Here is a 26,343-nt window from a genome sequence, read left to right on the forward strand (position 1 = left end):
CCAAACCAAAACCTTCCTCCAACAACGCTCCACTGATGATGAACGTTGGGATGTGCGACGTGCAGCCATCGAAGCATTAGCCAGCAATTACAAAGATGACCCCCAAACCAAAACCATCCTCCAACAACGCGCCACTGATGATGAACGTTGGGATGTGCGACGTGCAGCCATCGAAGCATTAGCCAGCAATTACAAAGATGACCCCCAAACCAAAACCTTCCTCCAACAACGCGCCACTGATGATGAACGTTGGAATGTGCGACGTGCAGTCATCGAAGCATTAGCCAGCAATTACAAAGATGACCCCCAAACCAAAACCTTCTTCCAACAACGCGCCTCTGATGAAAGTTGGGATGTGCGACGTGCAGCCATCGAAGCATTAGCCAGCAATTACAAAGATGACCCCCAAACCAAAACCTTCCTCCAACAACGCGCCTCTGATGAAAGTTGGAATGTGCGACGTGCAGCCATCGAAGCATTAGCCAGCAATTACAAAGATGACTCCCAAACCAAAACCTTCCTCCAACAACGCGCCTCTGATGATGAACGTTGGAATGTGCGAGGTGCAGCCATCCAAGCATTAGCCAAACATTATAGAAATCAGCCTGAGTTATTTGATATCTATTACAATTGTGCTGTCAATGACCCCTGTGAGAGTGGAGATATATTTAACGAAAACCCTCGGCGCATTGCACTGGAGATAATTATCAAGCAATATCCTCAGCATCCCCAGACTTTATCACTGTTGCGCGACAGAGCAGAAAATGACCCAGATGAGGAAGTGCGGAAGTATGCTCAGAAGATTTTAAAGCGGTTAGGAAAAGAAAAAGAATGAAATATACAATTATTATTCAATGGTCTAATGAAGACGAGTGTTTTGTAGTCAGTCTTCCTGAATGGGGAGAGTTTTGTCATACTCACGAAGATACCTATGAAGAAGCTTGCAAAAATGCTCAAGAAGTTTTAGAAATGCTAATTGAGACAGCGTTGGAAAATGGTGAACCTCTACCAGAACCAAAAACCTTAGAACAGTCATCACAAGTAGCATGAATTTAGATCCCCGACTTCTTGAAGAAGTCGGGGATCTTTGGGTTCGTAACTTCTTGAGAATTGCTATATAACTATTTACCTTTAGGAATAACTTTCCTAATACCACTTTTACCAACAGCATCGCCTTTGTAACGAGGGATGACATGAATACTGGTGTGCATAATATTCTGCCCGCCTTCTCGATTAATGTTCATACCTACATTAAACCCATCAGGTGCAAATTCTGTGTTGAGAATTTTTTGGACTTTATTCACCATAAACCAGCAAGCAGATTGTTCTTTAAATGGTAAATCAAAATAATTGCTGACATGACGTTTAGGAATAACTAAAGTATGTCCTTTACTTATCGGGTAGCCATCCAACATAGCATAGGCTGTAGCTGATTCTGTTAATAACCTGAGATGTTTATGAGGATTGCAAAATATACAATGATTAGTTGAATTTCGCTGTTGATTATAATGAATGTACTCATATACTTCCCGCATCTCATCTGCGTATAATGAATGAAAGGGAAGTTTAGCTAGACATTGATATGTAGGTTTTTTGTGGACATAATGTTCTCTAAACCCTTCTCTTTTGATATCCCTTCTTACAGCATAATAAGCTTTTCCTCCTGGTTTTAATAAGTGCGATACTTCCATGAGGATATTAGCTTGTTCTTCAGGGAATAAAACATTTAAAACATAAAAGCAAATTATAGTATCGAATTTACCTTGAGGATATTGGGCAAAATAATGAGGGTCATAGCCTGTAATATCAAAACCTTTTTGGCTGAGGATTTTCACATCATTACCAAAGCCACAACCAAAATCTAGGATTTTACCTTGAAGCAGGTTTTGATTTAGTAAAAACTGTGCCGGAAATGATAAGTAAGTTCTTTCTATGGCGGTGAGATGGCTGAATGTATTTTTTTGCTGTTTCATGAAATTTCGAGATGCACGCCCATCTTGTCTTAGCACAGTTGATACTTAATCGCCTTAAGTGTGATCACTTAATTACCAAGGACGGGCAAGATGAGATAATTTATTTTATGGTGTTCTCTAAAGCAATTGGTGTAAGATATGTGTTTAGAAAAGCCATTATCTATATTACGAAACGTATATATACACACAGACAACAAAACCTAAAACAAAATAAAGAAACCTGTTTTTTCCCCTAACTAAATAATAGAATAAGAATCGTAGCTGGATATACAGATATATGATTTGTCATCCTGTCTACCTCATCTTTGCGCGCAAGTGAGTACAACTTAATATATTGCAAAATAACTTGCCTAATTCGCTGCAAACTCTTACAGGTAAAGTTTTTTGTGGTGAGTACAAAAATTCTGAAGCCCCTACCCGAAAAACACCAGTACCCCCATGATTAAATACTAGCACCCCTACCCCAAGGGAAATTTTAAGTTTCCCTTAAATCAGGGTTTGAGATGGTTGAGTACAACTGTAATTAATCCAATAAATCCAATCGGCGTTTAATGTACTGTCCAGTTGGGAGTCACCTGATATAAGCATAAAAATAGCACATGGCTCTTTTAACCAAATACTACTGATGCAACAGTCATTAAACAGGATCAAAGACCGTCAGGCTGCAATCAAACCACGTTCTTCAAATACATCCTTGCTGAAAAATCTGTTCTCTGGTGCTTTTTTAGAACCATTATTGAGTGATTTTCAAATCATCTTTGAACGCGATCCAGCAGCACGGAATTGGCTAGAGGTGGTGTTTTGCTACCCTGGGTTACAGGCTCTCTGTTTGCATCGTCTCGCCCACTGGTTACACTGTCGGGGTGTGGTTTTCATCCCCCGTCTGATTTCTCACTTGGCGCGGTTTCTGACAGGTATTGAAATTCACCCAGGTGCAGAGATTGGGAAAGGTGTGTTTATTGACCACGGTATGGGTGTGGTAATTGGTGAAACTGCTGTTGTGGGAAACTATACGCTAATTTATCAGGGCGTTACTCTGGGCGGTACGGGGAAAGAAAGTGGGAAGCGTCATCCCACTGTGGGTAATAACGTGGTGGTGGGTGCGGGGGCGAAAGTTTTGGGAAATATTCAAATTAGCGATCGCGTCCGCATTGGTGCTGGTTCCATTGTATTGCGTGATGTTCCCCCAGATGCCACCGTCGTCGGGATTCCTGGTAGAATTATCTCTCCCAAACAAAACCTCAACCTGCATCCCCTAGAACATGGTAAGCTCCCTGATGAGCAAGCGACTGTGATTAGTTCTTTACTCTGCCGCATCGAGAAACTAGAACAACAATTACAAACCCTGAATATTCAACCCCAGGACAAAGAACTTCTGACCAAAAATCATTAACCATGTTCCCACCGAATAGTTCCGACCCCCCAGGATATCAGGTTTTGCAGATTCCCTTGTGCGATCGCTGGCGAATTTCCCAACGTTTGCAAGAATTAAAGATTTCCTGCTGCTGTCACAGCGATGGTTCCCTACGAGTCAAAGTCAATAACCTCCTAGAAGCCATCCTCATCCGTAGCACCCTGATGCAATTTCTCGCCTCACGTCACGAACTAGTAGATTGGCTAGAACGCTGCTGGAATACAAAAACCTCCTAAACTCCCCCTCCGCGACTCTGCGCCTCTGCGTGACACAAACACAATCCATAACTAGCAAATTCGATTATGACCACCTGTAACAGTGAGAGAAAATTTCTCAATTTTTTACATCAAGAACTCGAACTGACAAATGCAGATATTGCTGTAGCCCAACGACATCGTAAATTTGATAATGGCCCCTTACCCATGCTGCTCTGGCAATATGGACTAGTCAACTTAGAGCAACTAGAAAAAATTCTGGATTGGCTAGATGACCATCATTAACCGCTTTTTCCTCTAACTTTTAGTGCGTTAGCTTGCCTACATAATCACCAGCAAATTTCATGTAATTATACGAGCAAACCACTATGTTCATTAACTTTCTTGCCAGATTTGCTATTTTGCTGTATTGAAGATTTGCTAATAGTTACGTCAGGTAATGACTATTATAAAATATCTGATTTAGCAATAGTAAAAATAATTCTAAAATATACCTGTATTTGGTTCTCTGCCATACAGATATGATGTGGGAATTTAGCTATGATTTAATAATCATGAAGATGAACTATTAAATCTGAGAGTTTATAGCATTTACCATTCATCATTCAGCATTTGTATTAGGCATTTACCGTTACAGAATTTACAGGTAAATAAGCTCCCAAAACAGAAAGCATATTAAGAATGATTCCTAAAAGGGATGTGTGAGATGAATGAAATCTTAATTAATGACACTACATTACGTGATGGTGAACAAGCAGCAGGTGTTGCTTTTACCTTTGAAGAGAAAGTAGCGATCGCACAATTTCTCGATGCTATTGGTGTTCCCGAATTAGAAGTGGGAATCCCCGCAATGGGCGAAGCCGAAACCCATGCTATTCTAGCAATTGCTGACTTGGGCTTGCAAGCAAGTCTATTGGGTTGGAACCGGGCGGTAATTTCAGATATCAAAGCTTCCATCACCTGCGGTTTGAAGCGAGTACATATTGCTATTCCCGTTTCTGGAATCCAAATCGCCGCTAAGTTTCATGGTCAATGGCGGGTCAGTTTGCAAAGACTCAAAGATTGTATCAGCTTTGCCGTTGATCAAGGTCTTTGGGTAGCAGTAGGCGGCGAAGATTCTTCCAGAGCTGACCCCAACTTCCTTTTAGATGTAGCCCTTCATGCTCAAGAATGGGGCGCATCACGGTTTCGCTTTTGCGATACTGTCGGCGTTCTCGATCCCTTCAGCACCTACGCCAAAGTCAAACAGCTCGTTTCGGCTTTGTCCATTCCTCTAGAAATTCACACTCACAATGATTTTGGCCTAGCAACTGCTAACGCTTTGGCTGGTATCAAAGCCGGAGCCACATCTGTAAATACCACAGTCAACGGAGTCGGCGAAAGGGCGGGAAATGCAGCTTTAGAAGAAGTTGTCATGTCGATCAAACGCATCTATGGCATCAATTTGGGTATTGATACTCGCCGTTTGGTGGAACTTTCCCAACTGGTAGCTTCAGCATCCAATTGTCATGTCCCACCCTGGAAAGCAATTGTGGGTGAAAATACCTTCGCCCATGAATCGGGAATTCATGCTCACGGCGTACTGCATAACCCCCTGACTTACGAACCATTTGCACCGGAAGAAGTAGGTTGGGAACGACGTTTGGTCGTGGGTAAGCATTCTGGAAGACATTTGGTGACCAGTTTGTTACAGCAAAATGATATTTTCCTCAACCCAGAGGAAACCCAGTCTGTCTTGGATGCAGTCCGCCAGCAGTCGGTCAAGCAAAAACGCAATTTGACCGTTGAAGAACTTTTGAATTTGGTAAGAGAACAGAGGTACTCTCATGCAACCTGATGAATTAGAGCTAAATTTACCGCCTGTTTTTGAAATTGGGCAAAAAGTCAGACTTCGCAAACTGATCAAAAATGATGGGACGTTTGCGGGGAGAGAAGTCGGGGAGGTTTTAGGGAACAAAGGAGATATTGGCTACATAGCGAGTATAGGCACTTATTTACAAAATTCCTATATCTATGCAGTGCATTTTTTGGAGAAAGGGTTTGTTGTCGGTTGTCGGAAAAGAGAACTAGAAGCGGTTGAGGAGAATTCATGAAAGTAATGCTGCGGATGAATGATGCGGGAACTTTGGTGGCTTACGTTGCGAAAAAAGACCTAGAAGAAGATGTTGTTAAACAAACAGATAGTAACGATGGGGTAATTCTCACTTTAGCAAATGGCTGGGAATTAGAATTTAGCGAATTGCCAGATAAAGCAAGTTTACCGCTAACTGTGGAAGCTAAACGGCTGTCTTAAAGATAAATATTTGAATGACATCTTGCACCTAGCCCTGGCGATGAGAAATCGCGGAACCACTCGAACCTCCGACGCGGACTCAAGGGTTTTGCCTGTGTAGCCGTGACTGCCTGTCGGCTGGTGCAAGATAGGAGTTAACTTAATACTGTGTAGATATGCTGCTGAAATTTTGTTAATCCTCATTCAGCAATTTTTGGATTGTTTGAACACTAGTTTTACTCAAATTTATCCCTTTTTCAATGCCTCATGATCACTGATAATTAAGACTTTGAGCAGATTTTTCCGGTGAGGGACTTCCAAGGAATAAAATCCCTAATTAATTTTGAGGATAATGGTGGGTTACGCTGCGCTTTAGCGAAGCCATGCCCCTTGGGCTATACCCACCCTACAATTTTTGGGTAATTTATTTTTTGGTGTTCCCTGAGCAAGATTTTAATATCTAGAAATGAGGTGGTAATTCTAAGGGGATTGTACCTAATAATCCTTTACGAAAATCTGTTAACAGATGTCTGGCTGTGCGTTCTACGTCGCCTTTGTAACGATGTTCGGCTAAGGCGTGTAAATAGCTTTCTCCGGTGTACATTACGGGGTCAAGTTGATAGCGGGTATATAAGGGTGATGGTGGTAATAAATGTGCGGCTGTTTCATGGAGTTCGTTGACTAAATCGATGAAGGCAGATGCTACTAACTGATTATCATAAGATGCTTGACCAATGTCATCACAAATTGCTAACTTGATGGCGGCTTCTTGATTCCCCATTCTCAAGGGAATAACTCCAGGCGCATCTAATAATTCTAAATGTTCGGAAATTCTCACCCAACGTAAGGAGCGAGTTACCCCAGGACGGGCGGCGCTTTCGACGACTCGCTTTCCTAAGAGGCGGTTAATTAAGGCTGATTTACCAACGTTGGGAAATCCAATGACTACAGCTCGCACTGGACGAGGTAACATCCCGCGATCGCGTCTTCTTTGATTGAGTTGTATTCCAGCTGCTTGGGCGGCTTTAGCGATCGCCGTTACACCTTGACCTTGTTTTGCATTGGTAGAATAGGCGACTTCACCGTGACGCTTGAACCAATCTACCCAAAGCGATCGCACTTGGGGCAAAATCATATCTAGTCGGTTCAATACCAACACCCGCGCCTTATCTCCCACCCATTCATCTATTTGGGGGTGGTGTGTCGCCAAAGGAATCCGCCCGTCTCGGACTTCCAGTACCACATCTACCCGCGTTAGCTGTTCTTTCAGCTTCTTTTCCGCTTTAGCAATATGACCTGGATACCATTGAATCAGGTTTAATTTATAGTTTTGAGTTAAAGACATAGTTAATTACCAATAGCCACTAATTATAACACTTTTTTAAGAAATAAACGTTAGCGTAGCTTGCCGAAGGCTACCACAGAGGCACAGTTCGCGCAGCGTCTCGTAGAGAGGACACAGAGAAAGAAAGAAGTGAGAGGTTTATTTAGTTAGGTTTTTGGGTGTTTGTTTATTTGGAAGTTATTGATTGCGTCTATTTTTGGTGTAAAATCAACCGATTGCCATCGGGGTCATAAGCGTAAATTTCTCTCCCGTGAGAAGCTGTGGAGATTTCTCCGGGGGGTGGATAGCCTAAGTTTGCCAGATGTGCGATCGCTACTTCTAAATTAGTCACTTCTAAACACAAACTTATCTGACTGTTGGCTGAGTTGGCAAATTCCGATGTATGGTTTTTTTGAGGTTGAAAAATCCCCAATCTTACACCAGGAAGTTGAAACTCTGCATAAACGTTGGGGATGAGAGATGATGGTTTTTTATCAAGTAATTCTGTATAGAAATTTACCAGATTTTCAAAATTAACAGATGCTATGGTGACGAGTGCTTCGGTATATTGGAAAGTCATATTTAAAATTGAATCAGTTACCGAAAAATTGGGTTTAAAGCCCCGTCGTTCTACGACGACTTTTAATTCATTAATGTACTAAGGTGCTGCTATACTGATTGTAGTGGAAAGGTAATCAACCACTTAAAAAACCTAGCTGTCGAAAGACAAAGCCTGAACCTTCTCCCAAAGGGAGAGGCTTCGCCAAGATAATTGAATCTATGCGGTTCTACTGCATTGTTCTAGTTTCCTCCTAGCAGTAGGTAAAAGATTCATAGGGGCTAGACGAATCAGCATTTTGAAACAAATTGTTTCAAACGAAACAGGACTTGCACTCATGCAAATAGGGTAGGGCATACCCGAATTAACGCTTGGGGAGAATCCCACCTCTGGTTTAGACAACGCAAGGACTCTAGGTTAAGTGGTTTCGTTGAACCAAGAATCCCTGTCGATTTATCGCGGGGAGTGTCAATTAGCCACAATTACCATTGTGAAAAGGGATTTGTTACCAAATAGCTATTGAAATATCTATGATCGTGGGATACTTCTTCACCAATCCAAGGAGGTAGTTCAATCTGTTGATTTGCATCATTGAGTTCGACTTCTGCTAAAATCAATCCTTTATTTAGACCATCAAACTCGTCTATTTCCCAAATCAAACCACCCCACGCTACTTTGTATCTAATTTTTTCGATAAAAGGTTTTTGACACAATGTATTCAGCATTTCTTGAGCATCTTCTACAGGAATGGGATACTCAAACTCTAATCTGGAACATTCAACGCTAGGCCCTTTAATCGTCACATAACCTTGATTTTCGATGATCCGCACACGGACAGTAACTTGATCTTTCGTAGCAATATATCCTTGACAATAGACACTTCCTTGAGCTACTTTTCGCCAAGTATCTTCTTTGAGTAAATATTTCCGTTCTATTTCTTTAGCCATTTTGTGAAATTATTCTGGTTTTTGGGCAAATATTAAAAAATTCAATAGTCGAAAATTTTATAATAATTTTAACTCTAGTGTTGATTTCTCAAGTATAATACAAAACAACAGGCCATCAAGTTGTAAATGACCTGAAATTAATCATAATTGAATGCGATCGCCTGGCAAAATTCTGGCTCATAGAATGATTTCCAGAACAGACTATTGGCGATTGACAAAGCCACGCCAGAGGCGATCGCATAGCTTAATTTCTCTCATGAAGATTGCAGTAATTACTCAATGAGAGAATATTCAACTTAATTAAGGCGGATTTAGCAACCGCGCCCGATGCGTCCCGATCCACGGTCAAAGTTAAGTTCACCGTCATACATATAGTTAGAAAGAGGTAGGGGTTTAGCAGTATCAGTTCTCTGAGATATAGCCAGAGAGGACATAGACGCTTGCAAACCTACAAACAAGCCAGAGGTGAAGCGATTCATAATGTTAGTTTGGTAAGTTGATGGTAATTTCTACAAGCACAGGAAGTTTACGAAGAGACGATTCCACAAAGCTTTGAATGTATTCTAGCAAAATTATCAGTTATGCAACAGCATTACACGCCACATTCGCTGAATATGACAACAAAATAATTAGAAAAAATAGACAATTATATAGAGTTATTTCGTAGACATCTGGTGAGAAAAAATGTAGAGACGTTGCGTCTAACTTTGCTACAACAATTATAAATGCTCAAGCTGTGCGATCGCCTGCATAATTTGTTGATAATACTGGATATTTCCTTCTCGCTGATAGATATCGGCCGATTTCTGAAAGTCCGCAATTGCACCTTGATAGTCTTCTAAGCGACGGCGGATATCAGCCCGCAGCATATAGGCTGAAGCCCAATAAGGCTGACGTTGTAAAGCTTGGTTCAAATCAGCCAACCCGGCGGTTAACTCTCCCAGCACAGAAAGGCTACGACCCCGATTATACCAGTCTTCGGCTCTACTAGAGTCTATAGCCAGAGCTTGATGATAATCTTCTATTGCGCCTTGATAGTCTTGCAGAGCATAGCGAGCATTGGCGCGATCGCTATAAAATGTAGCAGACTGAGGATTTCTTTGTAATGCCTGGGTGTAATCTGCAACAGCACCCTGATAGTCTTGCAGAGCATAGCACAGAGAACCCCGATTGTAATAAGCTTCAATTAGATCAGGATTAATTTCTAATGCTCGATTATAATCCGCGATCGCCTGTTTTTCATTTCCCAAAAAACGATGAGCATTACCCCGATTGCAGTAGGCTTGGGAAAACTCAGGAAAAAGCCCGATTGCTTGAGTATTATCTGCGACTGCTGCGAGGAAGTCTTGCAAAATTTCGTAGGCAATACCTCGGCCATAATAAGCTTCAGCTAAATTAGGATCAAGCTGCAATGCCATAGTATAATCGGGGACTGACCCTTGATAATCTCCCAAACTCCGACGGGCTGTAGCGCGATCGCAGTATCCTTGAGCGAGATGAGGATCAAGTTGTAAGAGTCGATTACTATCATCAATTGCGCCTTGATAATCTCCTAACAGACGACGAACATTAGCCCGCAAGCCGTATACTAAAGCTAAAGTCGGGTTTTTTTGCAATGCCTGACTATAATCCTCAAGGGCTTGGTGATAGTCTCCTAAAGTTTCTTGAACTAAACCCCGTTCAGAGTAGGCTTGGACATCATCAGGGTTCAGAGTCAAAGCTTGATTAAAGTCAGCCAAAGCTTGCTGAAAATCTTGGAGACGAGCATAAACAAGACCCCGATTATAGTAAGCTTCCGCAAAGTGGGGGTGAATTTTTAAAGCCTGATTGTAATCTTTGATCGCGTCCTGATTTTCTTGGAGAGCATAGCGGGCATTACCCCGATTATGGTAAGCTGCGGCTAAATTGGGATCTAGTTCTAAGGCGCGGTCATGTTCAGCGATCGCTTGCTGATACTTTCCTAAAATATAATAGATGTTACCCCGACTGCTGTAAGCTGGGGCAAAATAAGGATGCCATTGTAAAGCTTGTTGAAAATCAGCGATCGCTCCTTGATTATCCCCACAATTGCAACGCGCCACACCCCGATTATGTAAAGCCTTGGCAATATCACCGTTGATTTTGGTAGCTAACTGAGGATTATTTTCTATTGCTTGTTGATAATTCGCGATCGCTTGATCGTATGCTGCTAAAGCCAAGTAGGCATTACCTCGACTGTGGTAAGATTCAGCAAAACTGGGCTTGATTTCTATGGCTTGATCATGATCTGCGATCGCACCCTCATAATCGGCTAAAAAATAACGTGCATTTCCCCGGTTGCAATATGCTTCAGCAAACTGGGGATTAATATCTATTGCTTGCTCAAAATCAGCGATCGCGCCATGATAATCTTGAAGTTCAGCGCTGAGAATAATCCCCCGGTTATAGTAAGCTTCCGCGTAGTCTGGATATAGGTTAATCGCCTGAGTATAATTTGCTATGGCTTCTTGATAGTCCCCTTGCAAATGATTATTGAATCCCTGTTGGAAAAATTCGTCAGCATTCATTAATTTGTCCGGGTTATGAGACTCCCGACACTCATTGTAAGCCGATCTTACCTTGGTATCAATTTATTTGAGCTTATTTGCGCGATCGCCTTTTATATGATTAAGCTTCACTAAGTAGGTAGGCTGAAATATTTATAACTATGTAAAGACAAATCAAGTGTAGGGTGTGTTGTCGCACAGCGCAACGCACCATCTCAAGGTATGGTAGCCCTACAGTTAATTTATATTTCTTCATATACATCTAATTTTTTCACTTATATTAATTTTAATAGTGCTTATGTACCAACAAAATTACTGTTGAGAATATATCGATAACCGCTATGCTTAAACTAGATATTTGTGAAAATATCACGAATATGTCCTTTAGAAATAGAACTTAACTATGCTCATAGAGTTTAGTATTGCTAATTACAGATCATTTAAAGATAAAGTCACCTTTAGCATGGTTGCAGCTAACATTGTAGCCAAAGACCCAAAAGTTGATGATAACAATACTTTTGCCGTAGATAATGAACTTACATTACTCAAAAGTGCTGCCATTTATGGTGCTAATGCTAGTGGTAAGAGTAACCTAGCAAAAGCCATCAGCTTTATGAAATGGTTTATGATTAACTCCTCTAAAGAAACTCAAAGCACAGAACAAATAGGAGTTGAACCATTTAGACTTAGTACAGAAACTGAAACAGAACCCTCTTTATTTGAAATTGTGTTTTTATTAGATGGTAAAAAGTATAGATATGGGTTTAAAGCTACTCAAAAAAGTGTTGTTTCAGAGTGGCTATTTTATGTTCCTAATAAAAGAGAAACTCGTCTGTTTGAACGTAATCACGAAGAATCTACTGATATATTCAATATATCTAAAATTTTTAAAGGTGGGGGAATTGATTCAAAAACTAGGCATAATGCACTTTTTTTATCAGTAGCTGCTCAATTTAATGTTGAAATAGCTCAAAAAATACTAGATTGGCTCACAAGAAAATTAAAAATAATTTCAGGCTTAGATGACATTTCTGATTTAAATTATACAGTTAGCTATTTAGCAGAAGGTAATGATAATAGAGCAGACATTATTCAACTAATAAAAAAATTAGATTTAGGCATCAGAGAAATAACAGTAAAAGAAACAGAAATTAGGCTTAATTCTTTGCCTTTGCCTGAAAATACATCGGAAGAATTCAAAAAAATGATTGTGAAGAGCGGAATTTTAAAAGCAATATTAATTAAAACTGCACATCAAAAATTTGATAGTCAAGGTAATCATATATCTCTGGAATTATTTGATTTATATGAGCAGGAGTCCGAAGGAACTCAAAAAATAGTTTCTATCGCCGGGATTTTGGTAGATACTTTTAAAAATGGTGATGTTTTGATATTTGATGAATTTGACGCTAGACTTCATCCTCTAATTACTAAAGCAATCGTAGAAATATTTAACTCTCAGGAAACAAATTATAAAAATGCACAATTGATATTTATGACACACGATACCAACCTGCTGAGTAATAAACTATTTCGGAGAGATCAGATTTGGTTTACCGAAAAGAACAAATATGGTGCTACAGATTTATATTCTCTCGTTGAATATCCAATCAGGAATGATGCTTCATTTGAAAATGATTACATTAAAGGCAAATATGGCGCTATTCCCTTTATTGGTAACTTAAGCCAAATTTTGGGTAATCCTGATGCCTAAAAAAACAAGGGAAGTGCAAAATCGGGGTTATTCTGTTAGAAAAGTTGCCAATAGAGAGTTAAGACAAATATTTTTAATTATTTGTGAAGGTGAAAAAACTGAACCAAATTACTTTAAATCTTTTCGTGTCCCCAAAGATGTAATTGATGTTGATGTCAGAGGATTCGGCTATAATCCGAGTAAGCTAGTAGAAAAAGCAAAAGAGTTGAATAATCAAGGAGATTATGACCAAATTTGGTGCGTATTTGACCGCGATGATTGTCCGAAGCAAGATTTCAAAAATGCAATAAAAAATGCTCATAAAGCAGGATTTAAAGTTGCTTACTCTAATGAGGCGTTTGAATTATGGTATGTATTACATTTTGAATTTCTCAATACTGGACTTCCTCGCCAAGATTACATTCCTAAGTTAAATAAATTCCTAAAAAATAAATATAAAAAAAATAGTGCTGCAATTCATGAAGAGTTAGAAGAACTACAACCTATTGCTATCAAAAACGCTAAAAAGCTTCTCAACCAATATAATCCGCCTAATCCAGAAAGTGATAATCCTTGCACAACAGTACATGAGTTAGTTGAGGAATTAAATAAATATATTCCATAATCTACAGAATTTTAACCCAAACTTGCTTTAACTTTTTCCCGAAATCCTAGTATAGCCTCTAAAGGATCTGGTGCGATCGCATATTCCGCCAATATTTCTAAATCCAGATTTGGCAATAACTCACTTTTGACAAATTGTTGATAATTTTCACTCTGCAAAATATAAATTTCAAATTGATTATTTCTAAAAAACCAAACTTCCTTGACACCTAAAATTTTATAAATTTCTAATTTATCAACCCCCCCGCTAGTTACTATTATTTCAATCGCTAAATTTGGAAATTCTTTTTTTATTTTTATATGAGGATCGTATCGCTAAAGCGAAAGCTCCGCTTTAAGCGTAGCTATGCCGTATGCTTTACACGTAGCGTGCGCGAAGCACATACCGCATTGGCGCTAGCCTCTCCTTTTGGGAGAAGTACACAAAGAAAGGGAGAAGGAAGGAAAGATGACAAAGAAATGTTTTATGGTAGGCAATGCCCACCACAGATTTTTAAACCTTAAACTTTTCGGTAATCCGCTTCATGGCTTCTTCGACATTTTCCCGACTATTAAATGCGGAAATGCGGAAGTAGCTTTCACCCGCAGCGCCAAAACCAGAACCCGGTGTACTACAGTCACAGTTTGCAGCAGCTTATCGAAAAATTTCCAACTAGATAAATAAACATAAAATTGAGATATATGAGATATATATGTATATAAACCTACAATATAATCCGAAAATTGAATGGCACTAAGATAACGGCAAATCTATTATTGACAAGGCTTTTGGGCGTGGGGGTTGTCAGTCCAGAAGATGTTGTCTCCTGTGATGTACTAAAATTCCATCGTTTTAAATACTACTTACCATACCCTGTTAAATGGGAGGTTTCATCTTTTCTTAATGCCATTTAAGTTTAATTAGGATTAATAGTTTCATGAATTCACCCATAAAATTCACTCAACCGCCCAGGTTAAAAACAAACACATTCCTCAAGCGACTTTTATTAGGGGATACCTCGGTATCGCCACAACGTTTTAAGTTACTGCAAAATTTCTCGATTGTTAGCCTCCTTTCATTTACCCTGGCTATGGGCTGGCTGACTGGGTTCTATCGTCAGCAGGCTGTAAAGAACGTAGTCAATATTAAGGAAGAAGATAATGTTGTCCTCACAAAAATACTTGCGAATAACCTCTGGAGAAAGTATGGGTCATTTTTTTCCTCTACCAAAACCCTGAGTGATCAAGAGCTATTAGCAGACCCTAGAATTAGCCAGATTCATAGAGCGGTGCTACTTCAAGTTCAAGGTTCGTCCATAGCCAAAGTCAAGATTTTTGATTTGCAAGGGCGGACGATATTCTCGACGGAGTTCGCTCAAATTGGAAAGATAACCAAATCTTCGGCTTTTCAAGCGGCTAAATCTGGACAAATTGTCAGTCACATTGGACACCGAGATACCTTTACAGGTTTAACCAGCAAGATTAAAAATCGTCATTTACTCGGAAGCTATATTCCGATTTATGATCAGCAGACTAACAAAAAGATCATCGGTGTATTTGAGGTCTATACCGATGTTACCCCTTGGTTGCATCAGATTAGATCCACCCAAGTCACGATTATTGTCAAAGTCTCGCTCATTTTGGCAATTCTTTACATTTTACTCTTTGCCTTTGTCTATAGGGCAGATGCTTTACTGAAAAAGCAATATCAAGAATTGCAAGAGTCTGAAGTATCTTATCGGCTGCAAACCAGTGACTTAGAAGATACCTTGACTGAACTACAACAAGCCCAAAGTCAACTCACAGACCTCCTGGAGCGCAGCCAACTGCTCAATCACCTCAGCACAGAAATTCGCAACTCCCTAGCCTTAGAAAGTATTCTTGAGAGTGCTGTCAACGCCATTTTTCAGCAACTCAAGGTGGATATTTGTACCTTTGGTTGGTATCGTTGCGATACTAAAACACCCCTGTTGGAAGTAGTGCAAGAACAGCGAAATCCCCAACTTCGCAGTTGGTTAGGCTCTTATCAGCTTGAGGAATTTCCTCGGTTATTTCAGCATATCTTTGAAGACAAAATTTATACACTTGATCTCCAAAATCCAGAGGATATTCCAGATCAAGAGCTAACAACATTTTGTGAATCAATGAAGATTAATCTTTATCTAGCTTTACCGATTCACACCGAGGGTAAAATAGGTGCATTTAAGATGGGACGAGTGGATGGGAGTCTGGCTTGGGAACCCGATGAAATTGAGCTATTACAAAACTTAGCAACTCAATTGGCGATCGCTATTCAACAAGCCAACCTTTATCAAACTTCCCAGTGCAAAAGTCAAGAACTCCAACGAGCTTATCAAGAATTACAACAAACCCAAGTGCAACTGATTCAATCAGAAAAAATGTCCAGCTTGGGTCAACTGGTAGCAGGTATTGCCCATGAGATTAACAATCCAGTCAATTTTATCTATGGCAACCTAGAACCTGTAACCGAATATACTGAAGCTTTATTAAAAATTGTTCAACTTTACCAAGCCTCCGATACTAATCCTTCCACAGAAATCATGAAGGTCGTGGAAGAAGTTGATTTAGAGTTTATCGTCCAAGACTTACCTAAAACTATTCAATCAATGAAGACAGGGGCATTACGGATTCAGGATATTGTCAAATCTCTGCGAACCTTTTCACGCCTAGATGAAGCTTGCCTAAAAGCAGTAGACCTGCATGAAAATATTGATAGTACCCTGATGATTTTACAAAGTCAGTTAAATGGTCAAACGGGTTTGCCAGAGATTGTTTTAATTAAGAACTATGGCAATCTGCCTAAATTTGAATGCTATGTTGGCTTGCTAAATCAGGTGTTTATGAACCTGTTGATGAATGCTATTCAAGCCATTGAAGAACGGCAAATCATGGAGGTTGACCCAACCTATCAGGGCATGATTACTATCACTACAATGGTAGAGCCATCGGAGGCGGTTTCAATTTCGGTGCAAGATAACGGGATAGGCATGACTCTAGAGGTTAAAGCTAGGATTTTCAATCCTTTTTTTACTACTAAAACTGTCGGTAAAGGGACAGGTATGGGATTGCCCAATAGCTATCAAATTGTCACGAACAATCATCAAGGAGAGTTATTTTTTGATTCGACTTGGGGGGAAGGCACGATTTTTACAATTCGATTGCCAAAGACAAAGGTGAAAAATCAGTAACCCAAACTTGCTTTAACTTTTTCCCGAAATGCTAGTATAGCTTCTAAAGGATCGGGTGCGATCGCATATTCCGCCAATAGTTCTAAATCTAGATTTGGCAATAACTCACTTTTGACAACTTGTTGATAATTTTCACCCTGCAAAATATAAATTTCAAATTGATTATTTCTAAAAAACCAAACTTCCTTGACACCTAAAATCTTATAAATTTCTAATCTATCAACACCACCGCTAGTTACTATTATTTCAGAAGTAAAACCATAGAAGTTGTTAATACTGAATTACTGCTAAGTTGATCATATTTTATATGAGGAACGAACCGCAAAGGGCGCAAAGTACACAAAGAAAGAGAGAAGGAAGGACAAATGACAAGAAATATTTTATGGTGGGTAATGCCCACCACAGATTTTTACACTTTAAACTTTTCGGTAATCCGCTTCATAGCTTCTTCGACATTTTCCCGACTATTAAATGCGGAAATTTTTATGGTGGGTAATGCCCACCACAGATTTTTACACTTTAAACTTTTCGGTAATCCGCTTCATAGCTTCTTCGACATTTTCCCGACTATTAAATGCGGAAATGCGGAAGTAACCTTCACCCGCAGCGCCAAAACCAGAACCGGGTGTACCCACTACATTCACAGTTTGCAGCAGCTTGTCGAAAAAGTCCCAACTAGATAAGTTATTCGGAGTTTTTACCCATACATAAGGTGCATTTACCCCACCATACACAGCTAATCCAGCCGCTAATAGTTGTTCACGAATAATTTGGGCATTTTCTAGGTAAAAACTCACCAAGGCTTTAATTTGCGCCTGTCCTGCCTCGGAGTAAACCGCTTCTGCACCCCGTTGGATGATGTAGGAAACGCCATTAAATTTAGTCGATTGGCGGCGATTCCACAGCTTCCACAGTTCCACATCGGAACCATCAGCCGCTTTTGCTGTCAGCGTCTTGGGTACAACGGTTAACGCGCAACGGGTTCCGGTAAAACCTGCATTCTTGGAGAAAGAACGAAACTCAATGGCACATTCTCTTGCGCCTTCAATCTCGTATATGGAATGAGGAAGGGCGGGATCGGTGATATAAGCTTCGTAGGCAGCATCAAAGAAAATAATTGAGTTATTCGCTTTGGCATAATCTACCCACGCTGTGAGATATTCTTTGGTAGCAGTTGCACCAGTGGGGTTATTGGGGAAACACAGATAAATTAAATCGACTTTCTGGGAAGGAATTTCAGCCTTGAAGTTATTCTCAGCCGAAATCGGTAGATATACTAAACCGCCAAATTCGCCTTGATCGTTGGCATCCCCAGTATTACCAGCCATGACGTTAGTGTCTACATAGACGGGGTATACAGGGTCAGTAACTGCAATTATGTTATTTTTGCCGAAAATGTCGAGAATGTTGCCTGTATCGCATTTGGAACCATCGGAGATAAAGATTTCTGAGGCATCGATATCCGCCCCTCTGGCTTGAAAATCGTGGGCGGCAATTTTTTCCCTTAACCAAGCATAACCTTGTTCTGGACCATAGCCTTTAAAGGTAGTGCGATCGCCCATTTCTTCCACAGCCTGAATCATCGCTGTACGGCAAGCTTCCGGCAGAGGTTCTGTCACATCGCCAATGCCCAAGCGAATAATTTTCGCGTCAGGATTAGCTTCGGCAAAGGCATTCACCCGCCGGGCAATTTCGGGAAACAGGTAACCAGCTTTCAGCTTCAGGTAGTTGTCGTTAATCGTTGCCATAGTAAAGTCGAAAAAAGAGCGTAGATAAAACAGCTTATACCGTTTTTTTGTCAACCTGTGCCAATATCTTTCTACCCCTCATTTGTTTGTGATTCGTAAATTCTCAGATCATCGGCGCATCTATGGCTACGCCACGCCAGCTATCACGCAGAATTGATACGTGCATAACCCTGAAGATTCCATATAGGTATATACCAAAAGAAGTGCTAATCACCCAAATAATCAATTGAGGCTCTCAATAATTAGTTCTGATGACAGATTGAATACCAAGATGGGAATTGTTAGCCTATGTCTATCAGTAAAAATAGCTACTAAAAATAAAAATCATGAACATTATTGCTTGGATTGTTTTAGGTTTAATTGCTGGTGCGATCGCTAAAGCCATTTACCCAGGACATCAAGGTGGTGGAATTTTAGCAACCATCTTGCTGGGAATTATTGGCGCTTTTATTGGTGGTAGCTTGGGAGTATTTTTTAGTACAGGAACCTTTGCCCTAACGGCTCCTACTCTCAGTATTACAGGTATCATCGTCGCGATAATTGGTGCTATCATTGCTGTTTTCTTGTGGAACTTGTTAACTTCTCGCAGTGCGACATAAATAATTAAATGGCTGTCATTAATTAACAGTTCCTTATATCTCTACTTGCATGAGGTAGATATGGATGTCAATAATTTTCTGCAACGCTATGCGTCTGGAGAAAGAGATTTTTCTCAAGTTGATTTGAGTAGAGCCAATCTGGGGGGCGCAATCCTACATCAAGTTAATCTTAGCGGTGCAAATCTGAGTAAAGCCAACCTGAATAAAGCACATCTCGAAGATGCAAATCTCACTAATGCAGATTTAAGTACAACCTATCTGACAGCTGCCAATCTAGAAGGCGCTAACTTGTCAGGAGCCAACCTGCATAAAGCTGATTTGGATCGTGCCAATTTACGAGATGCAAATTTGACTAATGCCAACTTGGAAGGAGCAAATTTTCGTAATGCTACTCTCCCTGATGGCACTATGTCAGATTAGATATTAGACATCACTGATAGTGTGTGCAAAAGCCAAATTCATCTATATTTTTCTACAATAATTCTGTTAAATATTTACACCAAACTGCTGCTGATCAAACTTGATCAGCAGCAATTAATAATTTTTTGACCAATACTTCCTTAATTGTATAATCCCCCAGATTTATCTGTGGAATCAATCCCAAAGACGCTCTCTACGAGACGCTGCGCTATCCCAAATCCCAAATCTAAAATTGTCTGACTTTTACACCTTGGCAATGGTGACAGTTTGTGGTTGATTTTGATATTTGCCAAAGCGCTCGGCGTAAGTTGTTTGACATGGCTCCCCTTCTAAAAAGAGTAGCTGCAACACACCCTCATTAGCGTAGACGCGACAGTCAGCACTAGAAGCATTGCTAAACTCCAGAGTCAAGAAGCCTTCCCATGAAGCTTCCGCAGGAGTTATGTTGGCAATAATTCCACAACGAGCCATAGTTGATTTTCCAATACAAATAACTGTGATGTTCGCAGGAATCCGCAATCGTTCCAGGGAAACACCCAAAGCATATGAATTTGCGGGAATAATGAAAAATGATCCATCTTCATCAGATTGCAGTGCAATAGATTCTAGGTTGTCAGGATTGAACCGCTTGGGATTAACAATCGTACCTGGAATATGTCTAAAAATCCGAAAATCTGTAGGAGATAATCTTAAATCATAGCCATAGCTAGACAAACCGTAACTAATGACTCGCCTGTCTTCAATCTGCCGCACTAGAGAACTTTCAAATGGCGAAATCATCCCTAGTTTGGCTTGTTCAATAATCCATTTATCATTTTTCAGCACGTTTGACCTCTTTTTGCATAAATCTACAACATATCAATCCCAATCGAGAATCAGCTTAAGGTCGATGACTGCGACGGATTTCGGTAATTTGGTCTGCCATATCTAAGAGAGATTTCGGCATCTGGGTTCCTGTAAGAATAATATCCACATGAGGGGGGCGTTGTGCGAGAAATTCTAAAACTTCTGTTTCAGGAATTAAGCCAAAGTTAATCGCTAAACTTAATTCATCTAAAACTACGAGAGCATATTTACTCTCGCTGACTACTTGTTGTGTATATTGCCAAAGTTGTTGTAAAGCTTGGTCTTCGGCTGCGTCTAGATGCGGTGTGTCGATGCAGCGAGGCAAATCACAGCGAATCCAATCTAAATTTTGCCCTAATTGAATTGGTCGCTCTTGACCTTGACGAATACCGCCTTTCAGAAATTGTACTACCAATACTGGTGTACCTTGGCCGGCAATTCTCAGCGATTGGGCTATAACATCGGTAAAAAAATTACGTTGTGTACTAGTAAAAACTTGCACTAGTCCGGCAACTGGATACGGTAAGCTGAGAGTTGAATTGAGGCTGGGAGTTTCTGATTGGGCAATCATAGGGAAAATTCAAAAAATAGCAAAGAATTAGACAATTTTGCAGAGACGTAGCTACAAATCTACCTGGATAATTAATGCTGTTTTCGGCAATCTGCACTCTTAGTCAAACACTAGGTTTGTCTTCAAGTCAAGCATTATGGAGATTTTCGTTTTTGCATCAAACTAATGACTGTACAGAATTGACAAGTCAAAATAATGGACAAAACTGGAAGCAGCAAACAATTATCATCTTGATTTGGGCAAAACAGATTTACACTGTAATTAATTTTACCGAAATAGGAGTGAGTTGGTGTGAGATTAGTGTTTTTGGGAGGTTCAGGATCGGGGAAAAGCACCCAAGCACAAAGGCTGTGCAGAAATTTTGACATACCTCAAATTTCCACAGGTGAGATTTTACGAGAAGCGATGGCTGATGTGAGTGATTTAGGTCGCTATGCACAACCCTATGTCACAAAGGGCGAGCTAGTCCCGGATGAAATCATGATTGAATTTATCCGTTTGCAACTTCAAAAGCCGAAAGTGAATCAGGGTTGGGTCTTAGAGGGTTATCCTCGGACTGCGTTTCAAGCTGAGGAATTGGATTTTTTGTTGGATGATTTAGGGCAAAAGTTGGATTGGGCGATTTATTTACAAGTCCCAGAAGCTATTATGGTTAGTCGCTCTTTGGGGCGTTCTCTTCCAGATGACCAACCCGAAATTGTGCAACGTCGGGTAGAATTATTTTACGATCGCACCGTCCCCATCCTAGAATATTACGACCGTCGCCGCCGCCTGTTGACTATCAACGGTGACCAATTACCAGAGATGGTACAGCAAAACATTTCGACTCTGCTTTCTATGCCCTGAAATTACAGTAAATTCCTGAAAATTGGGTTATTTAATAAATTCACGCTGATTACTTAATCTTCAATCCTGCCTATAGAGATTTTGCAACAACACAAGACTAACTTTGGCAAATTGAGATATAGCAATCAAAATTGATTTCTGCAAGCTGCACATTCGTGACTTCTAGTCATGGGAGGTTCAATTGTAAAAATTACGAAGCTTTAAAACCCTAGTACCGCAAGGCGGAAGTCAAAAGTCAAAAGTCAAAAGTCAAAAAGCTTATAAAATGGGCTTTTCATGGATTTTGAATGGTCTGTTGATTTACGCCAACTTGTACTAGTTTCTTCAAGAAACCGGGGTTATTGGTTTTCACGAATAATTTAGGATGGCTACTTATTTTCCTCTGGAAATTTAGCTACAAGTATAGAATTACACGCTTAAACAAATTATGTATAGTATTATTTATTCCTTGAGATAGAGATTAACTGATTAAAGTCAGACGATGATCTCAACAGCATCATTAGAGATAGATTTAAACCACTCTTTTCTAGAAATATTGCTGTTTATTTACATCCATAATGCTTGCTCAGTGATGGATTTTAGGGGGAGTTACGGACGCATAAAAATTAATTTACTGAAATCATGGTGCAAACTCAATTACAACAAAATCATTTAAAAAATGACTTTCAAAAAAGAGTCAAAAAGCAATATTTACAACGTTTGAGTAGATTTCATGGTGTTCGCCAAGCATACAGTATTCTCCAAAATCAATTACAAAGCTTGAATCCCACTGTTTATGAAAATCGGTTAGAAATACGCCGCCAATCGATATTTACAGATATTGCAGTCCAAAAAGCTGTGGCTGATCTGCGTGATTGCGGTGTAGCATTTGATTTGCAAATCCCGATGAATATGGTCGAAGAAATCTTGGAATTTGCCAGGATAACTCCTTGCAAAGAACCAGGCTTTAATGATGTTTTTTTCGCAGATAATGTCAAAAATGGTCATTTACAAGGTGAGCGTTATGTGATGAGAGGCTTGGTCAATAACGTCACAGATTGTCAGGCTATAGAGGCAATTGTTCATGATCCTCTACTTTTAGAAATTGTCCATGAATATCTCCAGTATTGGCCAACACTGATTACACAGCATTTAACTTGGAGTTTTGCTTCAGATTTGCCAGAATCAGAAATTAAGAAAAGCTACCCACCGACTAATTTTCATTATGATATTGCTGGCTATAACTTTATGACAGCATATTTTTATATTACGGATGTAGATATAAATTCTGCGCCTCATATCATGATTAAGCACTCTCATCAGCACAAGCCATTATATATGTTGCTGACTTCTAATTGCCAAGCTGATGATGCCATACTGAATCACTACGGTAGAGACAAGCAAATAGTTATTACTGGAAAAAAAGGATTTGGTTTCGTTCAAGATCCTTCTTGTTTCCACAAAGTTAAACCCCCTGTGACCTCAAATCGGCTATTACTACAAATCCGATATTCATAAGTAAAAATCTCATTTTTTGGGTAAATACTGACAGATTTTGACTATGACCAATAGTAGAGACGTTCCATGGAACGTCTCTACATTTAAATTTATATTTGGTTTCAGCTACGCCGTTAATTTTATAGGCTTTTCATTGATTTTACATGGTCTGTTTATTTACGCCGACTTTTACTAGATTTATCTGTAAGTTGAACCAAAATCCGAAATCCAAAATCCAAAATCCAAAATTGTCTGACAGGCGGTATCTGGTAACCTAAAAGCAGTATAGTTCTGTATAAAATTTCTGAGGCAAGTCTCATGGTTTGGCAGCGTCCCGATGGTCGGCAACCCTACGAACTCCGTCCCATCAGCTTTCATCCCGGTTTTACCCGCTTTGCTCCCGGTTCCGTCCTGACACGATTTGGAGACACTCAGGTACTTTGTACTGTCAGTGTTAGTGAAGGAGTGCCGAAGTTTTTAGCTGGAACGGGCAAAGGTTGGTTAACATCTGAGTATCGGATGTTACCTTCAGCTACACAAGAACGGCAAGCACGGGAATTGTTGAAGTTGTCTGGACGAACTCAAGAAATTCAACGTTTAATTGGACGTAGTTTACGGGGAGCAATTGATTTTCAAGCTTTGGGAGAACGAACGCTGACTGTAGATGCTGATGTGTTACAAGCAGATGCTGGCACTAGAACAGCGGCGATTACAGGCGGGTTTGTGGCTTTAGCTCATGCGGTGTCTCAATTATTGCAGCAGGGTGTATTAGAGCGATCGCCTTTATGTGGGCAAGTAGCAGCAGTATCTGTGGGTTTATTGCAAGGCGAGCCATATTTAGATTTAAACTACATTGAAGATGTGGCAGCAACTGTAGATTTCAACGTGGTGATGAATCAACACTTGGGTATAATTGAAGTCCAGGGAACGGCAGAAGCCGGCAGTTATAGCCGGACTCAGTTAAATCAGCTACTAGATTTTGGCGAAAAAGGTATCCAGCAGTTGTTAATGGCTCAAAGAGAGGCGATCGCCGGCTGGGATCAGCTGTTTGTGAGCGAGTAGCTAAAGACGCAATTCATCACCTCTGTACACGGGAATCAGGAGTTTTCACCCCTTGTCCCCTGGTGTCCAATTCCGGCATCATGTTAAAAGTTTCAAAAGTTAAAACGGAGAATAGTCATAAGTTGGGTATGGTATTGCTGGAAGTCGGCAATATGATCATGAAACCATGAATAAAAAGGTTGAAGTTCTCCCAGATATTTCTGCATTAGTAGCGCGATCGCTAGAGTTAATTCTTTCTCAGTTATCAACCGCCATTGAACAACGGGGACAATTTACCATCGCCTTAGCTGGTGGTAGTACACCAAAGCCATTGTACGAGGCGATCGCTGATCAAAAACTGCCTTGGGATAAAATTCATATCTTTTGGGGCGATGAACGTTATGTACCAGCAGATCATCCCGATAGCAATGAACTAATGGCGCGGCGGGCGTGGTTAGACCGCGTTGATATCCCCGCCGCTAACATTCACTCTGTACCCACTTTAGATGGAGATCCCACAGTATCAGCCGCCAAATACGAACAGCATCTGCGAGAATTTTTTAATTCTTCCCCCCAGGACTTTCCGGCTTTGGATGTAGTATTGCTAGGAATGGGTGATGATGCACATACCGCATCTTTGTTTCCTCACACCCCGGCTTTAAAAGTGCATGACCGGCTGATTACTGTGGGTAACAAAGACGGCAACCCTCGCATAACCTTCACATACCCATTTATCAATGCTGCACGCAGTGTTATTTTTGTGGTTGCTGGTGCGAATAAACGTCCAGCTTTAGCTCAAGTCTTCGCGGCTGTAGCAGATGACTTCACTTATCCATCCCGGTTAATTCAACCCCAAGGCGAACTTTTGTGGTTACTGGATGCAGCAGCAGGTTCGGAACTCCCAGCTTAACTTTCCTATCAGGAGTAATAGTTAAAATTGAAAACTAGAGTTGTCCCCTGAGCGAACTTTTGATCGGCGGGAGATGGAAGCTTGTTCCTAGCAGCTGCTCATGCAGTCGCCTAGAACTGGCTAAATTTCGGAGCAACTTTTCTTTGTGGCGCTGTCTCACAGCAGAAGTGTCTACAAAGTTTTCTCTGCTGGCCAATATTATTTTACGATGATCTTGAACAAAGGCTTAAATTGATGATCGTCTGTCCTAATTGCAATCACCCCAATCCAGACGGCGCTGTCCAGTGTGAAGCTTGTTATACGCCGTTACCAACCACTAGTAACTGCCCTAACTGCGGCGCAACTGTCCAAGCAGATGCTGCTTTCTGCGGTCAATGTGGTTATAATCTCCACTCAAGTGCTGCACCTGCTGCTGCCACATCTGTGGCCACCGTTGCCCCCGACATCTCCATAGAAGTACCACCGTTAATTGAACCTGATCCGCTTTTAGAACTTTTACAACCAGATGCTTTGGGAATTAACTCAGATCCCAATCCGCCGGCTGCTTCACCCCTACCGCCAACAGCAATTTCTGTGTCACCACCAGAAGCATCAGCGCCACCTACACCGACTGTTGCAGCTGAACCTATCTTTTCTGAGCCAGAAGTGCTGACTCCACCCCCAGAGCCAGAACCAGAACCGGAACCTGTGGCAATGGCAGCGCCAGAACCAGAACCAGAACCGGAACCTGTGGCAGTGGAAACACCCGCACCAGAACCAGAACCTGTGGCAGTGGCACCGAGTCCCGCCCCATTTGCTTCCATGACGCAATTGCAGCAGGTAACTGCACGGTTATTCCATGTCCAAAGCGATCGCGAAATTGAATTGCCGCAAACTCTGTCTGTGATTCACATCGGTAAACCCAATGACCGGATTCCCCCAGATGTGGATGTTTCCGGGTTTTCTAATTCGGAAATTGTCTCACGAATACACGCAGATATTCGGATTGAGGGAGATTCTCACTACATCGAAGATGTGGGCAGTTCTAATGGTACTTACATTAATAACTCGCCTTTATTACCGGGTAACCGTCACCGTCTGAGAGCAGGCGATCGCATCAGTCTGGGTAAGGGAGATTTGGTAACGTTTCTCTTTCAACTGGCTTAATTGATT

28 protein-coding genes and 2 pseudogenes are annotated in these 26,343 nt (G+C 40.7%); 18 read left to right on the forward strand and 12 right to left on the reverse strand.

Annotated features, from left to right (window positions below; genetic code table 11):
• Together AACX33_RS18990 and AACX33_RS18995 are read left to right on the forward strand one after the other, a co-directional pair.
• Positions 1-835: HEAT repeat domain-containing protein (locus tag AACX33_RS18990; RefSeq protein WP_227789187.1), on the forward strand; the 835-nt coding region annotated here is incomplete at its 5' end.
• On the forward strand, positions 832-1,050 hold the full coding sequence (locus tag AACX33_RS18995) for a type II toxin-antitoxin system HicB family antitoxin (RefSeq protein ID WP_193997992.1): 219 nt from the start codon (positions 832-834) through the stop codon (positions 1,048-1,050). The genes AACX33_RS18990 and AACX33_RS18995, both read left to right, overlap by 4 nt.
• 71 nt (positions 1,051-1,121) lie before the next feature.
• Here the strand turns inward: AACX33_RS18995 and AACX33_RS19000 are convergent, their stop codons facing one another.
• Positions 1,122-1,973 carry a bifunctional class I SAM-dependent methyltransferase/HIT family protein gene (locus AACX33_RS19000; protein WP_193997991.1) on the reverse strand — a complete coding sequence of 284 codons (852 nt, stop codon included), beginning with the start codon at positions 1,971-1,973 and terminating at the stop codon, positions 1,122-1,124.
• A gap of 625 nt (positions 1,974-2,598) precedes the next feature.
• On the opposite strand from AACX33_RS19000, the gene cysE reads away from it, so the two are divergent.
• The 6 genes and pseudogenes from cysE to nifT all read left to right on the forward strand — a co-directional run bounded on the left by cysE (position 2,599) and on the right by nifT (position 5,895).
• Complete coding sequence (gene cysE / locus AACX33_RS19005; RefSeq protein WP_193997990.1) at positions 2,599-3,366, forward strand: serine O-acetyltransferase; 768 nt, start codon at positions 2,599-2,601, stop codon at positions 3,364-3,366.
• Positions 3,367-3,368: 2 nt separating this feature from the next.
• Positions 3,369-3,623 (forward strand): Asr1405/Asl0597 family protein, encoded by a 255-nt coding sequence (locus AACX33_RS19010; protein WP_193997989.1) that lies wholly within the window; start codon positions 3,369-3,371, stop codon positions 3,621-3,623.
• Between the two features lie 66 nt (positions 3,624-3,689).
• Positions 3,690-3,887: a DUF2949 domain-containing protein gene (locus AACX33_RS19015; RefSeq protein WP_193997988.1), complete on the forward strand. Its 198-nt coding sequence runs from the start codon at positions 3,690-3,692 to the stop codon at positions 3,885-3,887.
• Between the two features lie 421 nt (positions 3,888-4,308).
• Complete coding sequence (gene nifV, locus AACX33_RS19020) at positions 4,309-5,439, forward strand: homocitrate synthase (protein WP_193997987.1); 1,131 nt, start codon at positions 4,309-4,311, stop codon at positions 5,437-5,439.
• Positions 5,429-5,717, forward strand: a pseudogene (locus AACX33_RS19025) (nitrogen fixation protein NifZ). The gene nifV and the pseudogene AACX33_RS19025 overlap by 11 nt, the downstream one beginning before the upstream one ends.
• Complete coding sequence (gene nifT / locus AACX33_RS19030) at positions 5,701-5,895, forward strand: putative nitrogen fixation protein NifT (protein WP_227789189.1); 195 nt, start codon at positions 5,701-5,703, stop codon at positions 5,893-5,895. The pseudogene AACX33_RS19025 and the gene nifT overlap by 17 nt, the downstream one beginning before the upstream one ends.
• A 439-nt stretch (positions 5,896-6,334) precedes the next feature.
• Here the strand turns inward: nifT and ylqF are convergent, their stop codons facing one another.
• The 5 genes from ylqF to AACX33_RS19055 form a co-directional block, all read right to left on the reverse strand.
• Positions 6,335-7,219, reverse strand: a complete 885-nt coding sequence (gene ylqF / locus AACX33_RS19035) for a ribosome biogenesis GTPase YlqF (RefSeq protein WP_193997985.1) — start codon at positions 7,217-7,219, stop codon at positions 6,335-6,337.
• A 190-nt stretch (positions 7,220-7,409) separates the two neighbouring features.
• The gene (locus tag AACX33_RS19040) at positions 7,410-7,778 is read right to left on the reverse strand and encodes a VOC family protein (protein ID WP_193997984.1); all 369 of its coding nucleotides are present in this window, start codon (positions 7,776-7,778) and stop codon (positions 7,410-7,412) included.
• A 461-nt stretch (positions 7,779-8,239) separates the two neighbouring features.
• Positions 8,240-8,704 (reverse strand): CYTH domain-containing protein, encoded by a 465-nt coding sequence (locus AACX33_RS19045; protein WP_193997983.1) that lies wholly within the window; start codon positions 8,702-8,704, stop codon positions 8,240-8,242.
• A 311-nt stretch (positions 8,705-9,015) separates the two neighbouring features.
• A complete protein-coding gene (locus AACX33_RS19050; RefSeq protein ID WP_193997982.1) occupies positions 9,016-9,183 on the reverse strand; it encodes a hypothetical protein in 168 nt (55 codons plus the stop codon).
• A 240-nt stretch (positions 9,184-9,423) separates the two neighbouring features.
• Complete coding sequence (locus AACX33_RS19055; protein ID WP_193997981.1) at positions 9,424-11,250, reverse strand: tetratricopeptide repeat protein; 1,827 nt, start codon at positions 11,248-11,250, stop codon at positions 9,424-9,426.
• 382 nt (positions 11,251-11,632) lie between these two features.
• Here AACX33_RS19055 and AACX33_RS19060 point away from each other — a divergent pair, with 382 nt between their 5' ends.
• Positions 11,633-12,943, forward strand: coding sequence for an AAA family ATPase (locus AACX33_RS19060; protein WP_193997980.1), 1,311 nt, complete (start codon positions 11,633-11,635; stop codon positions 12,941-12,943).
• Positions 12,936-13,547 carry an RloB family protein gene (locus AACX33_RS19065; RefSeq protein WP_193997979.1) on the forward strand — a complete coding sequence of 204 codons (612 nt, stop codon included), beginning with the start codon at positions 12,936-12,938 and terminating at the stop codon, positions 13,545-13,547. Before AACX33_RS19060 ends, AACX33_RS19065 begins: the two co-directional genes overlap by 8 nt.
• A gap of 11 nt (positions 13,548-13,558) precedes the next feature.
• Here the strand turns inward: AACX33_RS19065 and AACX33_RS19070 are convergent, their stop codons facing one another.
• Positions 13,559-13,846 carry a Uma2 family endonuclease gene (locus tag AACX33_RS19070; RefSeq protein ID WP_339406989.1) on the reverse strand — a complete coding sequence of 96 codons (288 nt, stop codon included), beginning with the start codon at positions 13,844-13,846 and terminating at the stop codon, positions 13,559-13,561.
• 193 nt (positions 13,847-14,039) lie between these two features.
• Positions 14,040-14,206 (reverse strand): annotated as a pseudogene (locus AACX33_RS19075) (LL-diaminopimelate aminotransferase); the annotation flags it as partial.
• Positions 14,207-14,463: 257 nt separating this feature from the next.
• On the opposite strand from AACX33_RS19075, the gene AACX33_RS19080 reads away from it, so the two are divergent.
• A complete protein-coding gene (locus AACX33_RS19080; RefSeq protein ID WP_193997978.1) occupies positions 14,464-16,734 on the forward strand; it encodes a GAF domain-containing sensor histidine kinase in 2,271 nt (756 codons plus the stop codon).
• Here AACX33_RS19080 and AACX33_RS19085 read toward each other — a convergent pair.
• Together AACX33_RS19085 and AACX33_RS19090 are read right to left on the reverse strand one after the other, a co-directional pair.
• On the reverse strand, positions 16,728-16,877 hold the full coding sequence (locus AACX33_RS19085) for a hypothetical protein (protein ID WP_322744520.1): 150 nt from the start codon (positions 16,875-16,877) through the stop codon (positions 16,728-16,730). The two genes, AACX33_RS19080 and AACX33_RS19085, sit on opposite strands and share 7 nt — an antisense overlap.
• Positions 16,878-17,246: 369 nt before the next feature.
• Complete coding sequence (locus AACX33_RS19090; protein WP_193997977.1) at positions 17,247-18,482, reverse strand: LL-diaminopimelate aminotransferase; 1,236 nt, start codon at positions 18,480-18,482, stop codon at positions 17,247-17,249.
• A 326-nt stretch (positions 18,483-18,808) separates the two neighbouring features.
• On the opposite strand from AACX33_RS19090, the gene AACX33_RS19095 reads away from it, so the two are divergent.
• Positions 18,809-19,081: a GlsB/YeaQ/YmgE family stress response membrane protein gene (locus tag AACX33_RS19095; RefSeq protein ID WP_193997976.1), complete on the forward strand. Its 273-nt coding sequence runs from the start codon at positions 18,809-18,811 to the stop codon at positions 19,079-19,081.
• A 60-nt stretch (positions 19,082-19,141) separates the two neighbouring features.
• A complete protein-coding gene (locus AACX33_RS19100) occupies positions 19,142-19,501 on the forward strand; it encodes a pentapeptide repeat-containing protein (protein ID WP_193997975.1) in 360 nt (119 codons plus the stop codon).
• Positions 19,502-19,744: 243 nt separating this feature from the next.
• Here the strand turns inward: AACX33_RS19100 and dcd are convergent, their stop codons facing one another.
• Together dcd and AACX33_RS19110 are read right to left on the reverse strand one after the other, a co-directional pair.
• Entirely contained in the window at positions 19,745-20,326 is a 582-nt protein-coding gene (dcd, locus tag AACX33_RS19105; protein WP_193997974.1) for a dCTP deaminase, read from the reverse strand.
• 55 nt (positions 20,327-20,381) lie between these two features.
• Positions 20,382-20,918, reverse strand: coding sequence for a P-loop NTPase family protein (locus AACX33_RS19110; RefSeq protein ID WP_193997973.1), 537 nt, complete (start codon positions 20,916-20,918; stop codon positions 20,382-20,384).
• Positions 20,919-21,209: 291 nt separating this feature from the next.
• On the opposite strand from AACX33_RS19110, the gene AACX33_RS19115 reads away from it, so the two are divergent.
• From AACX33_RS19115 to AACX33_RS19135, 5 genes are all read left to right on the forward strand, one after another.
• A complete protein-coding gene (locus tag AACX33_RS19115) occupies positions 21,210-21,764 on the forward strand; it encodes a nucleoside monophosphate kinase (protein WP_193997972.1) in 555 nt (184 codons plus the stop codon).
• A 621-nt stretch (positions 21,765-22,385) separates the two neighbouring features.
• The gene (locus AACX33_RS19120; RefSeq protein ID WP_193997971.1) at positions 22,386-23,261 is read left to right on the forward strand and encodes a hypothetical protein; all 876 of its coding nucleotides are present in this window, start codon (positions 22,386-22,388) and stop codon (positions 23,259-23,261) included.
• 297 nt (positions 23,262-23,558) lie between these two features.
• Positions 23,559-24,302 (forward strand): ribonuclease PH, encoded by a 744-nt coding sequence (gene rph, locus AACX33_RS19125; RefSeq protein ID WP_193997970.1) that lies wholly within the window; start codon positions 23,559-23,561, stop codon positions 24,300-24,302.
• Between the two features lie 166 nt (positions 24,303-24,468).
• Positions 24,469-25,191, forward strand: a complete 723-nt coding sequence (pgl, locus tag AACX33_RS19130; RefSeq protein ID WP_193997969.1) for a 6-phosphogluconolactonase — start codon at positions 24,469-24,471, stop codon at positions 25,189-25,191.
• Between the two features lie 234 nt (positions 25,192-25,425).
• On the forward strand, positions 25,426-26,337 hold the full coding sequence (locus tag AACX33_RS19135; protein ID WP_193997968.1) for an FHA domain-containing protein: 912 nt from the start codon (positions 25,426-25,428) through the stop codon (positions 26,335-26,337).
• Positions 26,338-26,343 lie beyond the last annotated feature (6 nt).

The sequence above is a fragment of the Nodularia sp. LEGE 04288 genome, assembly GCF_963896525.1.
GTDB lineage: Bacteria > Cyanobacteriota > Cyanobacteriia > Cyanobacteriales > Nostocaceae > Nodularia.

Excerpts from the sequence above, each read along its gene's own strand:
- AACX33_RS18995 (WP_193997992.1), top strand. The coding sequence starts at position 832 with ATGAAATATACAATTATTATTCAATGGTCTAATGAAGACGAGTGTTTT.
- AACX33_RS19000 (WP_193997991.1), bottom strand. The coding sequence starts at position 1,973 with ATGAAACAGCAAAAAAATACATTCAGCCATCTCACCGCCATAGAAAGA.
- cysE (WP_193997990.1), top strand. The coding sequence starts at position 2,599 with ATGCAACAGTCATTAAACAGGATCAAAGACCGTCAGGCTGCAATCAAA.
- AACX33_RS19010 (WP_193997989.1), top strand. The coding sequence starts at position 3,369 with ATGTTCCCACCGAATAGTTCCGACCCCCCAGGATATCAGGTTTTGCAG.
- AACX33_RS19015 (WP_193997988.1), top strand. The coding sequence starts at position 3,690 with ATGACCACCTGTAACAGTGAGAGAAAATTTCTCAATTTTTTACATCAA.
- nifV (WP_193997987.1), top strand. The coding sequence starts at position 4,309 with ATGAATGAAATCTTAATTAATGACACTACATTACGTGATGGTGAACAA.
- nifT (WP_227789189.1), top strand. The coding sequence starts at position 5,701 with ATGCTGCGGATGAATGATGCGGGAACTTTGGTGGCTTACGTTGCGAAA.
- ylqF (WP_193997985.1), bottom strand. The coding sequence starts at position 7,219 with ATGTCTTTAACTCAAAACTATAAATTAAACCTGATTCAATGGTATCCA.
- AACX33_RS19040 (WP_193997984.1), bottom strand. The coding sequence starts at position 7,778 with ATGACTTTCCAATATACCGAAGCACTCGTCACCATAGCATCTGTTAAT.
- AACX33_RS19045 (WP_193997983.1), bottom strand. The coding sequence starts at position 8,704 with ATGGCTAAAGAAATAGAACGGAAATATTTACTCAAAGAAGATACTTGG.
- AACX33_RS19050 (WP_193997982.1), bottom strand. The coding sequence starts at position 9,183 with ATGAATCGCTTCACCTCTGGCTTGTTTGTAGGTTTGCAAGCGTCTATG.
- AACX33_RS19055 (WP_193997981.1), bottom strand. The coding sequence starts at position 11,250 with ATGAATGCTGACGAATTTTTCCAACAGGGATTCAATAATCATTTGCAA.
- AACX33_RS19060 (WP_193997980.1), top strand. The coding sequence starts at position 11,633 with ATGCTCATAGAGTTTAGTATTGCTAATTACAGATCATTTAAAGATAAA.
- AACX33_RS19065 (WP_193997979.1), top strand. The coding sequence starts at position 12,936 with ATGCCTAAAAAAACAAGGGAAGTGCAAAATCGGGGTTATTCTGTTAGA.
- AACX33_RS19080 (WP_193997978.1), top strand. The coding sequence starts at position 14,464 with ATGAATTCACCCATAAAATTCACTCAACCGCCCAGGTTAAAAACAAAC.
- AACX33_RS19090 (WP_193997977.1), bottom strand. The coding sequence starts at position 18,482 with ATGGCAACGATTAACGACAACTACCTGAAGCTGAAAGCTGGTTACCTG.
- AACX33_RS19095 (WP_193997976.1), top strand. The coding sequence starts at position 18,809 with ATGAACATTATTGCTTGGATTGTTTTAGGTTTAATTGCTGGTGCGATC.
- AACX33_RS19100 (WP_193997975.1), top strand. The coding sequence starts at position 19,142 with ATGGATGTCAATAATTTTCTGCAACGCTATGCGTCTGGAGAAAGAGAT.
- AACX33_RS19110 (WP_193997973.1), bottom strand. The coding sequence starts at position 20,918 with ATGATTGCCCAATCAGAAACTCCCAGCCTCAATTCAACTCTCAGCTTA.
- AACX33_RS19120 (WP_193997971.1), top strand. The coding sequence starts at position 22,386 with ATGGTGCAAACTCAATTACAACAAAATCATTTAAAAAATGACTTTCAA.
- rph (WP_193997970.1), top strand. The coding sequence starts at position 23,559 with ATGGTTTGGCAGCGTCCCGATGGTCGGCAACCCTACGAACTCCGTCCC.
- pgl (WP_193997969.1), top strand. The coding sequence starts at position 24,469 with ATGAATAAAAAGGTTGAAGTTCTCCCAGATATTTCTGCATTAGTAGCG.
- AACX33_RS19135 (WP_193997968.1), top strand. The coding sequence starts at position 25,426 with ATGATCGTCTGTCCTAATTGCAATCACCCCAATCCAGACGGCGCTGTC.